The 14,944-nt window shown below is 68.5% G+C and carries 6 protein-coding genes and 1 tRNA gene; 4 read left to right on the top strand and 3 right to left on the bottom strand.

The features are described 5' to 3' along the window. Positions 1 to 21 precede the first annotated feature (21 nt). Together GON01_RS01000 and GON01_RS00995 are read right to left on the bottom strand one after the other, a co-directional pair. The gene (locus GON01_RS01000) at positions 22 to 588 is read right to left on the bottom strand and encodes a hypothetical protein (protein WP_157025150.1); all 567 of its coding nucleotides are present in this window, start codon (positions 586 to 588) and stop codon (positions 22 to 24) included. Positions 589 to 949: 361 nt separating this feature from the next. After that, entirely contained in the window at positions 950 to 2,536 is a 1,587-nt protein-coding gene (locus GON01_RS00995; protein WP_157025694.1) for a long-chain fatty acid--CoA ligase, read from the bottom strand. A gap of 130 nt (positions 2,537 to 2,666) precedes the next feature. Here GON01_RS00995 and GON01_RS00990 point away from each other — a divergent pair. Then, positions 2,667 to 2,742, top strand: a tRNA-Lys gene (locus GON01_RS00990). 60 nt (positions 2,743 to 2,802) lie between these two features. On the opposite strand, the gene GON01_RS00985 is transcribed toward GON01_RS00990, so the two are convergent. After that, positions 2,803 to 3,441 carry a DsbA family protein gene (locus tag GON01_RS00985; protein ID WP_157025149.1) on the bottom strand — a complete coding sequence of 213 codons (639 nt, stop codon included), beginning with the start codon at positions 3,439 to 3,441 and terminating at the stop codon, positions 2,803 to 2,805. Positions 3,442 to 3,884: 443 nt separating this feature from the next. On the opposite strand from GON01_RS00985, the gene GON01_RS00980 reads away from it, so the two are divergent. Genes GON01_RS00980 through GON01_RS17290 form a run of 3 tightly spaced genes read left to right on the top strand, consistent with a single transcriptional unit; the run spans position 3,885 to position 14,940 of the window. After that, complete coding sequence (locus tag GON01_RS00980) at positions 3,885 to 5,537, top strand: ShlB/FhaC/HecB family hemolysin secretion/activation protein (protein ID WP_309503697.1); 1,653 nt, start codon at positions 3,885 to 3,887, stop codon at positions 5,535 to 5,537. Positions 5,538 to 5,548: 11 nt separating this feature from the next. Next, complete coding sequence (locus GON01_RS17140) at positions 5,549 to 11,902, top strand: beta strand repeat-containing protein (protein WP_157025147.1); 6,354 nt, start codon at positions 5,549 to 5,551, stop codon at positions 11,900 to 11,902. Further along, positions 11,899 to 14,940 carry a CHAT domain-containing protein gene (locus GON01_RS17290; protein ID WP_157025145.1) on the top strand — a complete coding sequence of 1,014 codons (3,042 nt, stop codon included), beginning with the start codon at positions 11,899 to 11,901 and terminating at the stop codon, positions 14,938 to 14,940. Before GON01_RS17140 ends, GON01_RS17290 begins: the two co-directional genes overlap by 4 nt. The last annotated feature ends 4 nt before the right edge of the window (positions 14,941 to 14,944 follow it).

The following is a 14,944-nucleotide window of genomic DNA, read 5'->3' as shown; positions in this document are numbered from 1 at the left end:
ATCTGAAGCGGACGAGCCGCGCTACAATGCTGCAGCCTGAGCAGTGCAACCTGCTGCGGCAAGCCGGGCCTTCAGTCTGGCGATTGACTCGCGTCTCACTTTTGTGGCGATAATTGGAACAACTGTCTGTCCGGAGCCGCTACGGAACGTGACTTCTCCGACTTTCTTGAATTTTCGGCGGGGCCCTGGCCAATTCACGAATTCGAGCATTTGTCTCAGGTTGAGTTCGCGTTGCGTCCGGCGCGGCCCCGATATGATGACGGTCTGTCCGATGCTGTCGTAGAAAGCGAGGCGGAACGGTCGGAAGCCCAGGTCGCAAACGGGTCCAGTACCCACTAAAGCAATCGACATGTCGCTGATGCTTGGCGGGGCGACGATTGGACCACCTCCTCTATTCGGCTCGGAGGAGGCAGAGCCGATGTTCGCCAGCGAAAATTTCTTTTCAGCTTCAACGCTACAATTACCAGTAATGAAACAACGTGCCTCCTCCGCTGACAGCTGAGCGAGGTCTGCGCCGGGCTCCTCCGACTGAGTCACGCCCGCTCGCACGCGTTGGCCGCCCTTCGACTGATCGATCGTCTTTTTCAAGATTTTGGTCAGGGTCAGTTGTGTTGAAGGATCGGAGACACGGAACCGGCGTGGTCCCTTGAATTCCCTCGTGCCTGTGTTTGTCAGAAGGGTAAGACGATCCTGGGCGGTGAGTGTTATGACTTGGGTATCGGGAAGAGCCGTGCCTGTTCGGATGTACGAAGCGACGGGCTCTGAAACGCGAACGACCAACGCGGAGGCAGAGACGGGCTCAGACGACAAGAGGACGAGCGAAAGAGTACTTTTCGCGAATCTGCCTCTGCCCATCCGCTCAAACTACCATCGTCACAATGTTTCACAACTGCTCAACCGATTTGAGACCAGCTCGCCCGTCCGCGCTCCACTCTTTGCAGACGTCAGCTCACGCGGCAGTCTTTAGCCGATAATCCCGATACTGTTCCCTGAGCGCAGTCTTCAGCAGCTTGCCGGTGGCGGTGTGGGGCAGGCTGTCGACGAACAGTACTTCGTCGGGCAGCCACCATTTGGCGACTTTGTCCGCCAGGTGCGCGATCACGTCCGACGCGCTGACCTCCGCGCCCGGCTTCTTCACGACCAGCAGCAGCGGGCGTTCGTCCCATTTCGGGTGGTAGACGCCGATCGCCGCTGCTTCCGCCACGCCCGGGCAGCCGACCGCGGCATTCTCCAGCTCGACCGAGCTGATCCACTCGCCGCCCGACTTGATCACGTCCTTCGACCGGTCGGTGATCTGCATCGTGCCGTCCGGGTGGAGGACCGCGACGTCGCCGGTGTCGAACCACTGGTCGGCCTCGGCGGCGTCAGTGTCGGCCTTGAAGTAGCGCTTGATCACCCACGGTCCGCGCACCTGCAGCCGGCCGGAGCTCTGGCCGTCGCGGGGCTGCACCCGGCCTTCGTCGTCGACCACGCGCAGCTCGACGCCGAACGGCACGCGGCCCTGCTTGCAGACCACGTCGACCTGCTCCTCGAAGGAAAGCTCGTCCCAGTCATGCGGCGGCGCCCCCATCGTGCCGATCGGCGAGGTCTCGGTCATGCCCCAGGCATGGCCGACGCGAATGCCCATCCGCATCAGCCGCTCGACCATCGCGCGCGGCGCCGCCGACCCGCCGATCGTGACCAGCTTCAGATGCTCCGGCTTCTGCCCGGTCTCGTCCATGTGCTGGAACATGGCGAGCCACACCGTCGGCACCCCGGCCGAATGCGTCACTTTCTCCTCGTTCATCAGCCGGCACAGCACTTTCGGGTCGTTCACGGCGGAGAAGACGAACTTGGCCCCCGCGAGCGGCCCCGCGAACGGCAGGCCCCAAGCCGCGGCGTGGAACATCGGCACCACCGGCAGCGCGACGGCCTGGCAGGAGAGATTGAAGACCGACGGCGCGACCTCCGCCATCGCGTGCAGCATGGTGGAGCGATGCTCGTACAGCACGCCTTTCGGGTTTCCGGTGGTGCCACTGGTATAGCAGAGCATGCAGGGATCGCGCTCGTCCCCGTCATGCCATTGATAGTCGCCGTCGTACGGCGCCAGCAGCGCATCCCATTCGGGGCTGTCGAACGCGACATAATGCTCGATCGACGTGAACTGGGGCTTCAGCCGCTCGACCAAAGGCGCGAACGCGTTGTCGTAGAACAGCACGCGGTCTTCGGCGTGGTTGGCGATATAGACGATCTGCTCGTCGAACAGCCGCGGATTGATCGTGTGGATCACGCCGCCCATGCCGATCGCGCCGTACCAGGCGGTCAGGTGCCGGGCATGGTTCATCGCCAGCGTCGCGACGCGGTCGCTGGGCTTCAGCCCAAGCCCCTCCAGCGCCTGCGCCAGCCGCCGTGCCTCATCGGCGATGCCGGCCCAGTCGGTGCGCGTCTCCCGGCCGTCCGCCCAGTGCGTGACGATCTCGCGACTGCCATGCTCGCGCTCGGCATGGTCGAGCAGATGCATCACCCTCAGCCTGTGATCCTGCATCCCGCCCAGCATCGCACTCTCCTTGTTGATCTCGGTCTGCATGATGCGGGGGCGTTGCACCCCTTGCAAGAGCCGAAACCGGATGCTAGCGGGCGCGCCTCTTGACGGGGCGGATGCGATCCACCATCTGGCCCGCTCTCGTGGACGCATAGCTCAGTTGGTAGAGCAGCTGACTCTTAATCAGCGGGTCCTAGGTTCGAGCCCTAGTGCGTCCACCATTTTCTTCCAGTTGATCGTCCCCCGCGTGAGGGACGATCTTCCACTCCAGCACAGCAAGGCTAGCCCTGCTCGCGGGCTTCCCTGAAAGCGCGCCTGAACTCCCTTTCGTTCAGCGCGCCGCGCACCAGGATCGGGCCGATCAGATATCCCGGCGTTCCTCCCAGGCCCAGCGTGAAGGCCTGCCAGCTGTTCCGCGCGAGCTGCGCCGCGATACGCGAGCGATCCCGCGCCAGATCGGCTTGCAGGCGGTTCCAGTCGCCGCTCGCCCCCTCGACCGCGGCTCGCAGCGCGTCGTCGTCGTTGGCGCGTTCGGTCATTAGGCGGTCGTGGACGAGCGGGTAGATGTGCTGGAGGTCCGACGCGATCGCGACCTGCGCCGCGCGCTCGGAAAGGGGGCCGAAGATCGGCCAGTCCTTGTAGATGATGCGCACCCTGCCGTCCTTCGCGACGGCGCGTTCCATCGCCGGATGGGCGGCGCGGCAGGCAGGGCAACGGTAATCGGTGAACACGATCAGGGAGAGGTCCGCCGCCGGGTTGTTGCGAAGGGGCGACGAGCGGTCGCTCCGCACGGCGTCCGCCGACGGCACGCCGCTGACGTTCACGCCGATCGGCCTGTTCATCCGGAGGAGGGTCGTGACCAGCGTGCCGCCGGTCACCAGCGCGGCCAGCTGAACCACATCGCGCCTCGTCAGTGTCATGTCAGCCTTTATGGGGCGGGATCAAGTTTCCGCTCGCGCACCGTAGCCCGGCTTCCGACATTTGCCAGCGTCGCAAGGGCCGTGGCGCATGACGTCTCATCGCCGCCCTTGGCCTTCCGACGGATGGACGCACAATTCTCGTCGCGGGTTGCTAGGCGCTGGCAGGTCGCCAGGTCCCCGCAGAAGCGTCCGCCTTTACCGCCCGGCTGAAAAATTGAGTTAAGTCAAAAACGTCGCGAAACTTTGGGATTGCGTATCCACCCTGATCAGCCGAAACACGTGGAGCGAGCGTCAAAAGGCGCCGCTGATTCCGGGACGGGCGCCCCGGGACCGGGAACGGAACCAGGGGGAACTCGGTGGGCGCTTTGCTCAAACCCGCGCGCGCGGGATGTATCGGACTATCTCTATTCGCCGCGACGTCTGTCTTCGCCCAGACGGCGCCCGTGCCGCCCGTCGCGCCGCCGACCCGCGAGGAAATCACGCCGCCCACGCCGAACGCGCCGCCGGCCACCCGCGTGAAGGTCGAAGGCGGCATCGAGCGGGCGCCGTGCCCGCTCGACGATCCCGCTTACAAGGACGTGAAGGTCACCGTCACCTCGGCGGTGTTCAACAACCTGAAGGGCGTCACGCCCGATCAACTGGCGCCTGCCTACCAGTCCTATCTGGGCCAGGAGCGGCCGATCAGCGTCGTCTGCGACATTCGCGACGCCGCCGCGACCGTGCTCAGGGACAAGGGCTATCTGGCCGCGGTCCAGGTGCCGACCCAGAAGATCGAAGGCGGCCAGGTCCGTTTCGAAGTGCTCTATGCGCGATTGGTGGCCGTGCGCGTGCGCGGCGAGGCGGGGCGCGCGGAGGGCCTGATCGGTTCCTATCTCGAGCCGCTGACGAAGCAGGAGGTGTTCAACCGCAACGAGGCAGAACGCTATTTGCTGCTGGTCCGCGACCTGCCCGGCTACGAGGTGCGGCTGACGCTGAGGCCGGCGGGCACCGGCCCCGGCGAGCTGGTCGGCGACGTGACCGTTGTGCGCACGCCCTATCTGGTCGATTTCAACGTCCAGAACCTCGCCGCCCACGACACCGGTCCGTGGGGCGGTCAGCTCCGCGCGCAGTTCTTCGGGCTGACCGGGCTTGGCGACCGCACCAGCATCGCATTCTATTCGACCCCCGATTTCGACGAGCAGCAGATCCTGCAGCTTTCGCACGACTTCCGGCTGGGCGGCGAGGGGCTGACGCTCGGCGCCCGCTTCAATTACGCGTGGACCCGGCCGGATATCGCGCCGCAGGTGCCGGGCGGCGCCAGGCCCGACATCGTCGCGCACACGCTGTTCGCCAATGCCGAGGCGAGCTATCCGTTCGTCCGTACCCAGGCCGCCAATCTGCGCGGCGCCGTCGGGCTCGACTTCGTCAACCAGAATGTTCGCTTCGCCGGGGTGCCGCTGAACCGCGACCGGCTGCGCGTCCTCTATCTGCGTCTGGATGCGGATGCGACCGATCCGACGATCGGCGCTGTTCCCGCCTGGCGGCTGACCGGCAGCCTGGAGCTGCGTCACGGGCTCGACATTTTAGACGCGTCGGAGCGGGGCATCGTCGCCGGCCGCACGCCGCAGAGCCGGGCCAATGGGGATACGGAAGGAACGCTGATCCGCGCCACCGCGACCGGCGAAGTGCAACTGGTCCCGAATCTGGCTTTCTCGCTGACGCCGCGTGCGCAGATCGCGTTCGATCCGCTCTTGAGCTTCGAGCAGATCTCGGGCGGCAACTACACGGTCGGGCGCGGCTATGATCCGGGCACGATCATCGGCGACAGCGGCTTCGGCTTCGCGGCCGAGTTGAAGGTCAACCAATGGGCGCCGTTCCCAGGCCGCGAGATCGCGCTGCAGCCCTTTCTGTTCCTCGATTCCGCCTGGGTCTGGACTAAAAACGCGCCGGACGGGCGCAACAACCTCGTGTCGGTCGGCGGCGGCATCCGCTCCAGTCTGTTCAACCGCGCCCGGCTCGACATGACGCTGGCGGTGCCGACCAGGCGCGCCGGCCTGCAAGCCCGCCGCGGCGACGTCCGCTTTCTCGTCTCGCTCACCACCAAGCTGCTTCCTTGAGGAACCTTGTCATGCGTAAGATCGACAAGAGCCGCTTTTTCCGCCGCGCAGCGACCGGCACGTCCGCACTGGCGCTCGCCACCGCGCTGGCGGCAACTCCCGCCGGCGCGCAAACCGCGTTCAACGCGCCCGATCCGGGCGTTCCCTCCGGCAGCGTCACCTTCGTTCGCGGACAAACGCCGGGCGTCGATGTGTACACGGTGCAGACGCCGACGGCGGTGCTGGACTTCACGCCCAGCGACCAGAATGGCACCGGCGTCATCAATTTCCAGAATGCCGGCACGACGGCGGTGTTCCAGGGCAGCGGCAACTTCACGGTGTTGAACCGGATCGTGCCCACGGAGCCGAGCCGCGCGATCCAGTTCAACGGGACCGTCCGCAGCCTGGTCAATTCGACGACCGGCGGCGCCGTCTGGTTCTACGCGCCCGGCGGCATCATCGCCGGCAGCGGCGCGGTGTTCGACGTCGGCAGCCTTCTGCTGTCGACTGCCGATCCGACGCAGGGGACCGGCACGATCGGCTCGACGACGAGCTTCTCGCTGTCCAGCGCGAACGGCAACGCGGCCGTAACCATCCAGCCCGGCGCCCAGATAACCGCCTCGCCGGAAGGCAGCTACGTCGCGCTGGTCGCGCCGGTTGTGAACCAGAATGGCGCGGTGCGGGTGAACGGCTCCGCGGCCTATGTCGCCGCGGAACAGGCGACGCTGTCGATCAACCAGGGTCTGTTCGACATCAACGTGACCGTCGGTTCGGACGGCGGCGCCACGCCGCTTGTCCACAACGGCACCACCACCGGTCCTGCGAGCACCGGCAGCGGCGATCGCCAGGGTATCTTCATGGTCGCGGTGCCGAAGAACACGGCGATCACGATGCTGATCGCCCCGAACGGGCAGCTCGGCTTCGACGTGGCCGGCGGCGCCACGGTAGAGAACGGCGCCATCTACCTCCAGGCCGGCGGCAATTTGTCGGTCAACCCGAACGAGACCATCGTCAACCGGATCGTCGATCTGCCGGCGAGTACGCCGGGCGCCAGCATCCAGATCGATTCGGGCGATTTCACGTCCCCGATCGCGGCCCAAGCGAGCCGGGACATGCTGATCAACACCGGCGCCTCGCAGGGGCTCACGCTCGCGGGAGATGCTTATTTCTATGGGGCCAACCAGGCGCATCTTGTCGCCAACACCGATGGCGTGTTGACGGCGGACAAGAGCCTGATCCTGAACTCCTTCGGCGCCGCGCCCGGCACGGCCCAGATCGACGCGCTGGCCGGCAGCACCATGACGTTCGCCAGCCTTGATGTGCGTGCCGATACCCTGTCCGGACGCTTCTTCACCAATGCCGTCGACCCGAGCAGGGGCGGCACGGCGGCGCTGCGTAGCACGAACGGCAACATCACGGTCAACGCGGACCTCACAGTCAGCGCGATCGGCAGCTCGCCCGACGCGGTTTCGACCTTCGGCGGCAATGCCGACATCACCGTGATCGGCGGCACGATCACCGCCAAGGCCGACACCTTGGTGGACGTGAGCGCCAGCACCTCAGGCGCTTCGATGGAGGGCACGGGTGGGCAGGCGAATGTGTTCGCCAATGGCGGCGGTTCGCTCAGCTTCACCAACCTGCTTTCGCTGAGAGCGACCGGTTCCGCTACCAACGGGGCGTCGGGCGCCGGTGGCACAGCCTCTGTCGTGACCGGCCCCGGCGGCGGCTCGATCGCGGCCGCGACGATCAATCTGGATGCGACCGGCCTCGGCGGCTCCTACTCCGACGGTGCCGGGGGTGCCGGACGGGGCGGGCATGCGCTTCTCCAGACGCAGGACACCAGCGCCACGGCATCGATCACCACGGCCGGCCTCACGGCCAGCGCGTTCGGCTTCGGCGGCGATGCCACGATCGGCGCGGGCGCGGGGGGCGCAGGCGTGGGCGGCGTCGCGCAGGTGCTGATCGGCGGCAGGGGAAGCTTCACCAACAGCGGCCAGACCACCATGGATGCCTCGGCGCGCGGTGGAGACGGTGCGCGCGGCGCCGCGGGCGGCACGGCCACGGCGGGCAATGTCCAATTTTCTGCAACCGGCGGCGCGATCTCGGCGAAGGGCCTCGACCTGTCGACATCGTCGGCGGGCGGCGTCGGCGGCTCCGGCCCGGATGCCACGACGCCCGGCGGAGCTGGCGGAAACGTGCTGGCGGGCGGCGGCGTCTCGATCTTCGCAAACGGGGGCGGCACGATCAGCGCGACCTCGGTGTCGCTCGATTCCTCCGCACTGGGCGGGACCGGCGGCGACGGCTTCGAGAGCGGCGGCCTGGCGGGCGCCGGCGGGGCGGCCACCTCATCAGTATCCGGCATCAGCATTAGCGGGTCCGGCCAGATCACGGCAGATTCCGTCAGCATGATCGCGAACGCCTTTGGCGGCAGCACCGGCTCGGGCACCGCGCAGGCAAGCCTGTCCGGCGGCGCGGCAACCTCGGGCGACTCGTTCGTGTTCGCTAGCGGCGGCGCCATCCAGCTTGGCTCTCTCTCGGCACGCAGCGATGCGACTGGCGGCTTCGGCGCCGCGGACGGCAGCAGCGGCGGCGATGCGACCGGCGCTACCGCATCGCTTGGCGCGGATGTGGACGGCACGGCCAGAATCCTCGGTGGCTCCCTGTTCCTGTCGGCCGATGGCCGCGGCGGCTCGGTGAGCAGCGCATCAACCGGCGCTGGCGCCGGCGGCAAAGGCATTGGCGGAACCGCCGTGATTTTCGCCAATGCGAACAGCCTTGTCGATTCCGCCGCGACCTTCGTTGAGCTCGACGCCAGCGGCAGCGGCGGTTCGGCCGCCGGTTCGGGCAGTGGCGGGCTGGGCCAGGGCGGCAGCGCGCGGGTCAACGCCGGCGGTGGCGAGATCAAGCTGGCGAGCGGTCTCGAGCTGTTCGCGGACGGCAGTGGTGGTTCGGCTTCCGGCACCGGAAATGGCGGCGCGGGGATCGGCGGCGAAGCTCGGCTGGGCACGTTCAACGCGATGGCCTCAAGCAAGGTCACGGTGGCCGGCGATGTCGAGATCGACGCGTCCGGCAGCGGCGGCTTCGCCAGTGCCGGGCGAGGCGGCGACGGCCGCGGCGGCGCGCCCGCAGACCTGACGAACGGCCCGTTCGACAAGGGAGCCTACCTGGTCGCTACCGGCGGCAGCGTCTCGATTGGCGGCGAGCTCGACATGGACGCGAGCGGCAGTGGCGGCAGCGGGTCTGCAGGCGGAGGCGCCGGCATCGGCGGGCTGACCAACCTGGTCGAGTTCGGCGCGGCGGTCGACGCGCTCGGTTTCGTGTCGCTCGATTCCTCCGGCAGCGGCGGCAGCGCCTTCGGCGGAAACGGCGGGGCAGGCGGAGCAGGCGGTGCCGGCACCGGCGGCACCTCGATCATCTCGGCAAGCTCGGGCGGCGATTCCCAGGGCGGCGGCGTGGTGCCGACCGGGCAGCCCGGGAGCGTGCGGCTCGGCACCCTGGCCCTGGACGTGTCAGGCTCCGGCGGCGACGGCGGCACCGGCCTGACCGGCGCGGCGGGCGGCGCCGGCGGTGCCGGCCTTGGCGGCGTCACCAACCTGGTCGCGCAGGCCGGCAGCGGCACGCTCGTCACCGGCGACGTGACCATGGATATTTCCGGCTTCGGCGGAGAGGGCGGCCAAGGCGGCAGCGCGGCTGCGCCCGGCGGCCTCGGCGGAAATGGCGGCCGCGGCGGCGATGGCACCGGCGGCTTCACCAATTTCGGCACCGTAAGCGGACCGGCGACCACCAACAATGACGGCAGCGCGACGATGGGGATCGTCCAGGTCACCGTGTTTGGCGGCGGGGGAGCCGGCGGCGACGGCGCGAACGGCGGCAATGGCGGCGCGGGCGGTTCCGGCATCGGCGGCCAGGCGACCCTGCTTTCGCGGGGTGCCCCCGTGGTCACGCAGGCGGTAAGCCTGATCGGCATCGCGACCGGCGGCAATGGCGGCGCGGGCGCGACGGCGGGGGCTGGCGGCGACGCGGTCGGTGGCAGCGTCGGCCTGCTCGCGACCAACCGTTTCCAGCGGACCGAGCGCGGTTCCTACCAGGGGACCGATTTTTCGGCGACGGCCTTCGCCCAGGGCGGCACCGGTAGCACGAACGGCATCACGACGGGCGGCCAGGTCTTTGCCCAGGTCACGCAGGCGGACGTCAGCCTCGACACGCTCAGCCTGTTAAGCTTCGGCATCGATGCGCCGGCACCGGGGGAGGAATCGAGCCTGCTCGTCGATGGCGGCACGCTGACGGTCGGTACCTCGCTGGGCGTGTCCGCGACCGGTGATCTCCGCTTCGGCGCGGTCAATGGCGGCGTGCTGCGGACCAGCAGCCTGGAGCTGACGGCAACCGGCTCGCTGCTGCCGCCGCCCGGCGGCACGCCCGGCACGATCGACCTCAGCAACGGCTTCTTCGCCCAATTCGGGGGCGATTTTGTGACGAGTTCGAATTTCACCGCGAGCAGCTTCTTCCAGGTCAATGCCGGCGGACAGCTGCAGGTGGGCGACGTGACCACGGACGGCAATGTCTCGTTGTCCAGCGAGAACGGTTCGGTCACGGCCGGCAATATCGTCGCGGTCGAAGGCATCAGCGTCAGCGGGCAGACGGGCGTGACGGCCGGCAGCCTCAGCACCGAAAGCGGCTATGGCACCATCTCGCTTCGTTCGGACGCGGGGAACGTCGCGGCGGGCGATATCCGGTCGGCGGACGGCCTCTCGGCGCTTGCCGGCGGGGACATTGCGCTCGGCGACGTGACGGCCGGGCTGGGCGACCAGGAGCTCGTCTCCGGCAATGTCCAGATCGGCGCTTCGGGCGGAATTGATGTGGGCGACGTTCGCGCGCCGCTGGTGAACATCTTCACCGACGACGGCGCTATCGCCCCGTTCCGGGACATCCGCACCGGCGCGATCACCGCCGAGGCGATCACCGTCGACGGGCAGGGCAGCGTGACGACCGGCCCCCTGAAGACCGGCGACTTCTACAGCGGCATCGCGACCGATTTCGCCGATTACCTGATCGGCCTGACTGCAGGGGATGCCGTGAACGTCGGCGCGATCGATGGCGGCGGAACGGTGCTTGTGGCCGCCGGCAACCTCGCCACCTTCACCGGCCCCGTCGCGGGCACCGATATCAGCGTCACGTCGAACGACCTCCAGCTGGGGCCGTCCGGCGCGATCGGCACCGCCGCCACGACGCAGCTGGCGCTCGTTTCGACCAACGCGACCGGCCTCGCATTCGGCGGCCCGACGCCCGATGGCGGCTACAGCATCAGCGCGTCGGAAGCGCAGTCGCTCAGGGCGCAACGGATCGACATCGGCGCCTCCGGGCCCGTGACGATCGGTGCAGTGACGCTGAACGGGTCGGATGCAGGCGCGGACGCCAATCTGGTCGGCGGAGCCGGTCAGCTGACCATCGGCAGCGAAAGCGGCATCCGTGTGAACGGCGCTTTCACGCTCGCCAATGCGGCAAGCGGCAACCGGGTGACGTTGCGCGCGGGCGGCGGAATCGCGGTCGCCACGGACAGCGGCGGCGGGATCGCCCTGACCGGCTCCGGGCCCGGCTCGCTGGGCGGCACGCTCGAGCTTACCGGTAGCAGCATCGCCGTTGCGACGGCCAGCCTGCTCGACCAGCTTGCCGAGAACCCCAATTTCTCCGGGCGCAACCAGGCGCTGGCAACGCCGCCGGGCGGCCCCGCCAATCTTGCCGGCAATGTCCAGGCGAACCGGCTGGAGCTGAGCGCCACTCGCCTGATCGCAGTCCAGAACAGTGGATCAGCCGAGCAGTTCGCCGGCTTCTCGGCCGGTGCCGGAGGAATGCGGGTCACCAGCAACGCTCCCGGCAACGCGCCGCTCGACCTCGTCGCTTTCGGGCGCGTGGCGGACGGCAGCGGCGTCTTCAGGATCAACCAGGACACGCTGGGCGCGATCACCTTCACCAACGGCGAAGGCAATGGCGGCTTTTCCGCGGCTTCGATCGTGAACAACTGCGTGGTCGGCGGCTCCGGCTGTGCCGCGGCGCCGCCACCGCCACCGCCGCCACCACCGCCACCGCCACCACCGCCGCCGCCACCACCGCCGCCGGACACGCCGCCGCCGGCAGTGATCGCGCCGATCTCGACCGGCGTGGTGGACGCGGTTCAAGGCAATCTCGACAGCGCGGCCGATCCGGAAAAGGTCGCGGCGCTGCCGTCGGTCACGCTCATCACCACCATCGATACGGGCCAGCTTCGGACCGATCCGGTCATTTCCGATCCGGTTTCGGGCGGCGGCAATCCCAGCCTGTGGGATGCCCCCGACCAGCAGAACGACCGGCGCGAGGACGAACCCAGGCCCCGTAAGGGAGGCGACAAGTGATCAGGTCCTGTCTATTCGCAGCAGCGGCTGGCGCGGCGCTCGCGCAGCCGGTTCATGCCGCCCCCGGCAACCCGTTGAGCATTCAGGAAAGCTTCCGGATCGGCAATGCCGGGGTGCGGTGCACGGCGCAGCTCCGTCCGCTCGACGCTAAGCTGAAAGGCATGTTCGACCGCGGCTATGCGATCGTCTGCCGCGACGCGGCCGCGCCGGTCGGCAGCCTCTACGCGCTCAAAGGGGGTGATCAGGCCCGGCTTGCCGAAGCGGATCGACGCTGCGAGGCGCCGAAACCCGCCGAGGTGCCGGGCCTGGCCGATGTTTCGGTCCAGGACTGCGAAGGGGTCGACAAGCTCAATTACCGCACCTACAGCGTGGCCCGGGGCGGCACGCTGTACGCGTCGCAGGGCCTGACCGGCTATGATTCCGCGCTGAAGCTGGGGCTCGCCAGCATCGTAACCGACCAGCCGGTCGAGGGCGAAGTGCAGGTTGCCGTCACTGCCGCTGGCGATCCCTCGGCTTTCGCGCGGGTGCAGGCCGGCGCGCTCGACCCCGAAGGCGCGCTGACCGAGGCCTATGCCCGCAACAATGCCGGCAGCTATGCCGAGGCGGCCGAGTTCTTCCAGACGCTCTATGAGCGCACCGCCGGCAGCGGCGACGCGAGCCGGGCGGCCGAGTATCTGGTCAACCAGGGGTTGCAGCAGTCGAACCTCGGCAATGTTCCCGCCGCCGACGCGGCTTTCGCCGAAGCCGAGCAGCGCGGCGCCGCCGCCGACCCGATCGCCGGCCGGTTGCTGCGCAACTACCGCGCGATCCACCAGATGAACCAGCGCAAGCCTGGCGAAGCGTTGCAGGAGCTGGATCGCAAGGTCGCGGCCGTCGATCGCTATGCACAGGAAGCGATCAGCGGCGCCGAGATCACGCCCGAACTCGCCAAGGAAATCAACCGAACCAATACGGCGCTCAACCGCACCGGCGGCCTTGATACGCGGCTGACCCCGTACGAGCGCGCGCAGATCCTCGACGCCCAGGCCGAGCAACTGCGCGGCGTCGCGCTGCGCATGCAGCGGCGCTATCCGGAGGCTCTGCAGCTGCTGGAGCGCGCCGATCGCGATTTCGCCGGCGTCCGCCAGGGCCGGGTGATCTCGACCGCGTTCATGCGCGCCGACGCGATGGCGGAAGCGGGACTGGTGCGGGAGATGACCGGCAACCCCGGCGCCGCCGAAGCCTCGTTGAAGAGCGCGGTCGCGCTGCTGGCGACCAACTATCCGCAATCGGCTGCCCTGCTGCAGGCGAAGAGCCGGCTCGCCGCCTTCTATGCCCGTCAGAATCGCGCCGAGGAAGCGATCAAGCTCTACCAGGAAGTGGTCGGCGAGAGCGAGCGCGTCCCAGGCGCCGCCGCGGCGGTTCGCCAGGCACTGACGCCCTATTTCGCGCTGCTCGCCGCGCGATCGGCTAGCGATCCTGCCGCGCCGGCCGCGATGTTCGCCGCGAACCAGGTGTTCGTGCGGCCCGGTGTCGCCCAGACCCAGGCGGTGCTCGCGCGCGAGCTGTCCGAAGGCGACGATGAGGCGGCAATGCTGTTCCGCGAGGCGGTCAACCAGTCTCGCGAGGTCGTGCGCCAGAGCGGCGACGTCGCCCAGCTCGCCGCTGCCAACCCGGCCGAGGGCAGCGATGCCGCCAAGGAATTGACGGCGGCGCGGGACAAGCTTGCTGCACTGGAGCGCGAACAGACCGCGCTGCAGTCGCGGCTCAGCAAATATCCGCGCTATCGGGTGCTGTCGCCGCAGACGCTGACGCTCGCAGATCTGCAGAAGACGCTGAAGCCGGGCGAGGCCTACTACCAGCTCCGGCTGGTCGGCGACGATGCCTATGCCGTGTTCGCGACGCAGGATCGCGCCCAGGCCGTGAAGCTCGACCTGACCGCCGCCCGGCTCGGTGACATGGTCGCGAAGCTGCGCGACACGATCGTCACGGTCGACAGCGGCCAGCTCGTCACCCTGCCGTTCGACGTGCTGCGGGCGCGCCAGCTTTATCGGACGATGTTCGACCCGCTCGGCGCCGGCGCGCTGAAAGGGATCACGCATCTGATCGTCGAGCCGGACGGGCCGCTGCTGCAGCTGCCGCCGACGCTGCTCGTCACCGACCAGGCCGGGGTCGATGCCTATGAGGCGCGGATCGCGAAGCCCGGCGCCGACAAATTCGACATGCGCGGCATTGCCTGGCTGGGCCGCGACCGCGAAGTGACGACAGCTGTCTCCGCCCGCTCCTTCACCGACGTGCGCCAGATTGCGCCGTCAAGCGGCACGCGCGCTTATCTGGGGCTCGGCGAGAACGCGCCGCCGGTGACGGCCGCGAGCTTCCTGTCGACCACCGCGCCGGCGCGCGGCGATTGCGACTGGCCGCTCGAGACCTGGAGCCACCCGATCTCCGCCGCGGAGCTTCGTTTCGCCCGCACCGCGATCGGCGGTGCCCAGTCGACCGTGCTGACCGGGCAGGACTTCTCCGACACCGCGATAGAGCGGCTGCCGGACCTGCGCGACTATCGCGTGCTGCACTTCGCCACGCACGGCCTCGTCACGGCCCCGCGGCCGCAATGCCCCGCACGGCCGGCGCTGCTGACCTCGTTCGGCGGCCCCGCCTCGGACGGGCTGCTAAGCTTCAAGGAGGTGTTCGACCTGAAGCTGGACGCCGATTACGTGATCCTGTCGGCCTGCGACACCGCCGGCATGGCGACGGTCAAGGAAACGCGCGAGGCGGGAATCGCGACCGGCGGCAATTACGCGCTGGACGGGCTGGTCCGCGCCTTTGTCGGCGCCGGCGCGCGCGGCGTGATCGCCAGCCACTGGCCGGTTCCGGACGATTATGAGGCGACCAAGCGGCTCATCACCGGCCTGTTCAGCGCGCCGCCCGGCACTGCCGCCGGCGAGGCGCTCAGGGAAGCGCAGGTCAAGCTGATGGACGATGCGAATACCTCGCATCCCTATTATTGGGCGGCCTTCGCGATCGTTGGCGATGCCGAGCGGCCACTGCTCCAGAAGTAGGAGA

Source organism: Sphingomonas horti (assembly GCF_009753715.1).
GTDB classification, from domain to species: domain Bacteria; phylum Pseudomonadota; class Alphaproteobacteria; order Sphingomonadales; family Sphingomonadaceae; genus Sphingomonas_B; species Sphingomonas_B horti.
Note: the sequence above shows the minus strand (reverse complement) of the source record. Positions and strands in the feature narration are given on the sequence as shown.

What these genes read in the sequence shown, in the direction of transcription:
- GON01_RS17140 (WP_157025147.1), top strand. Translation starts at nt 5,549, where the DNA reads ATGCGTAAGATCGACAAGAGCCGCTTTTTCCGCCGCGCAGCGACCGGC.
- GON01_RS00995 (WP_157025694.1), bottom strand. Translation starts at nt 2,536, where the DNA reads ATGCTGGGCGGGATGCAGGATCACAGGCTGAGGGTGATGCATCTGCTC.
- GON01_RS00985 (WP_157025149.1), bottom strand. Translation starts at nt 3,441, where the DNA reads ATGACACTGACGAGGCGCGATGTGGTTCAGCTGGCCGCGCTGGTGACC.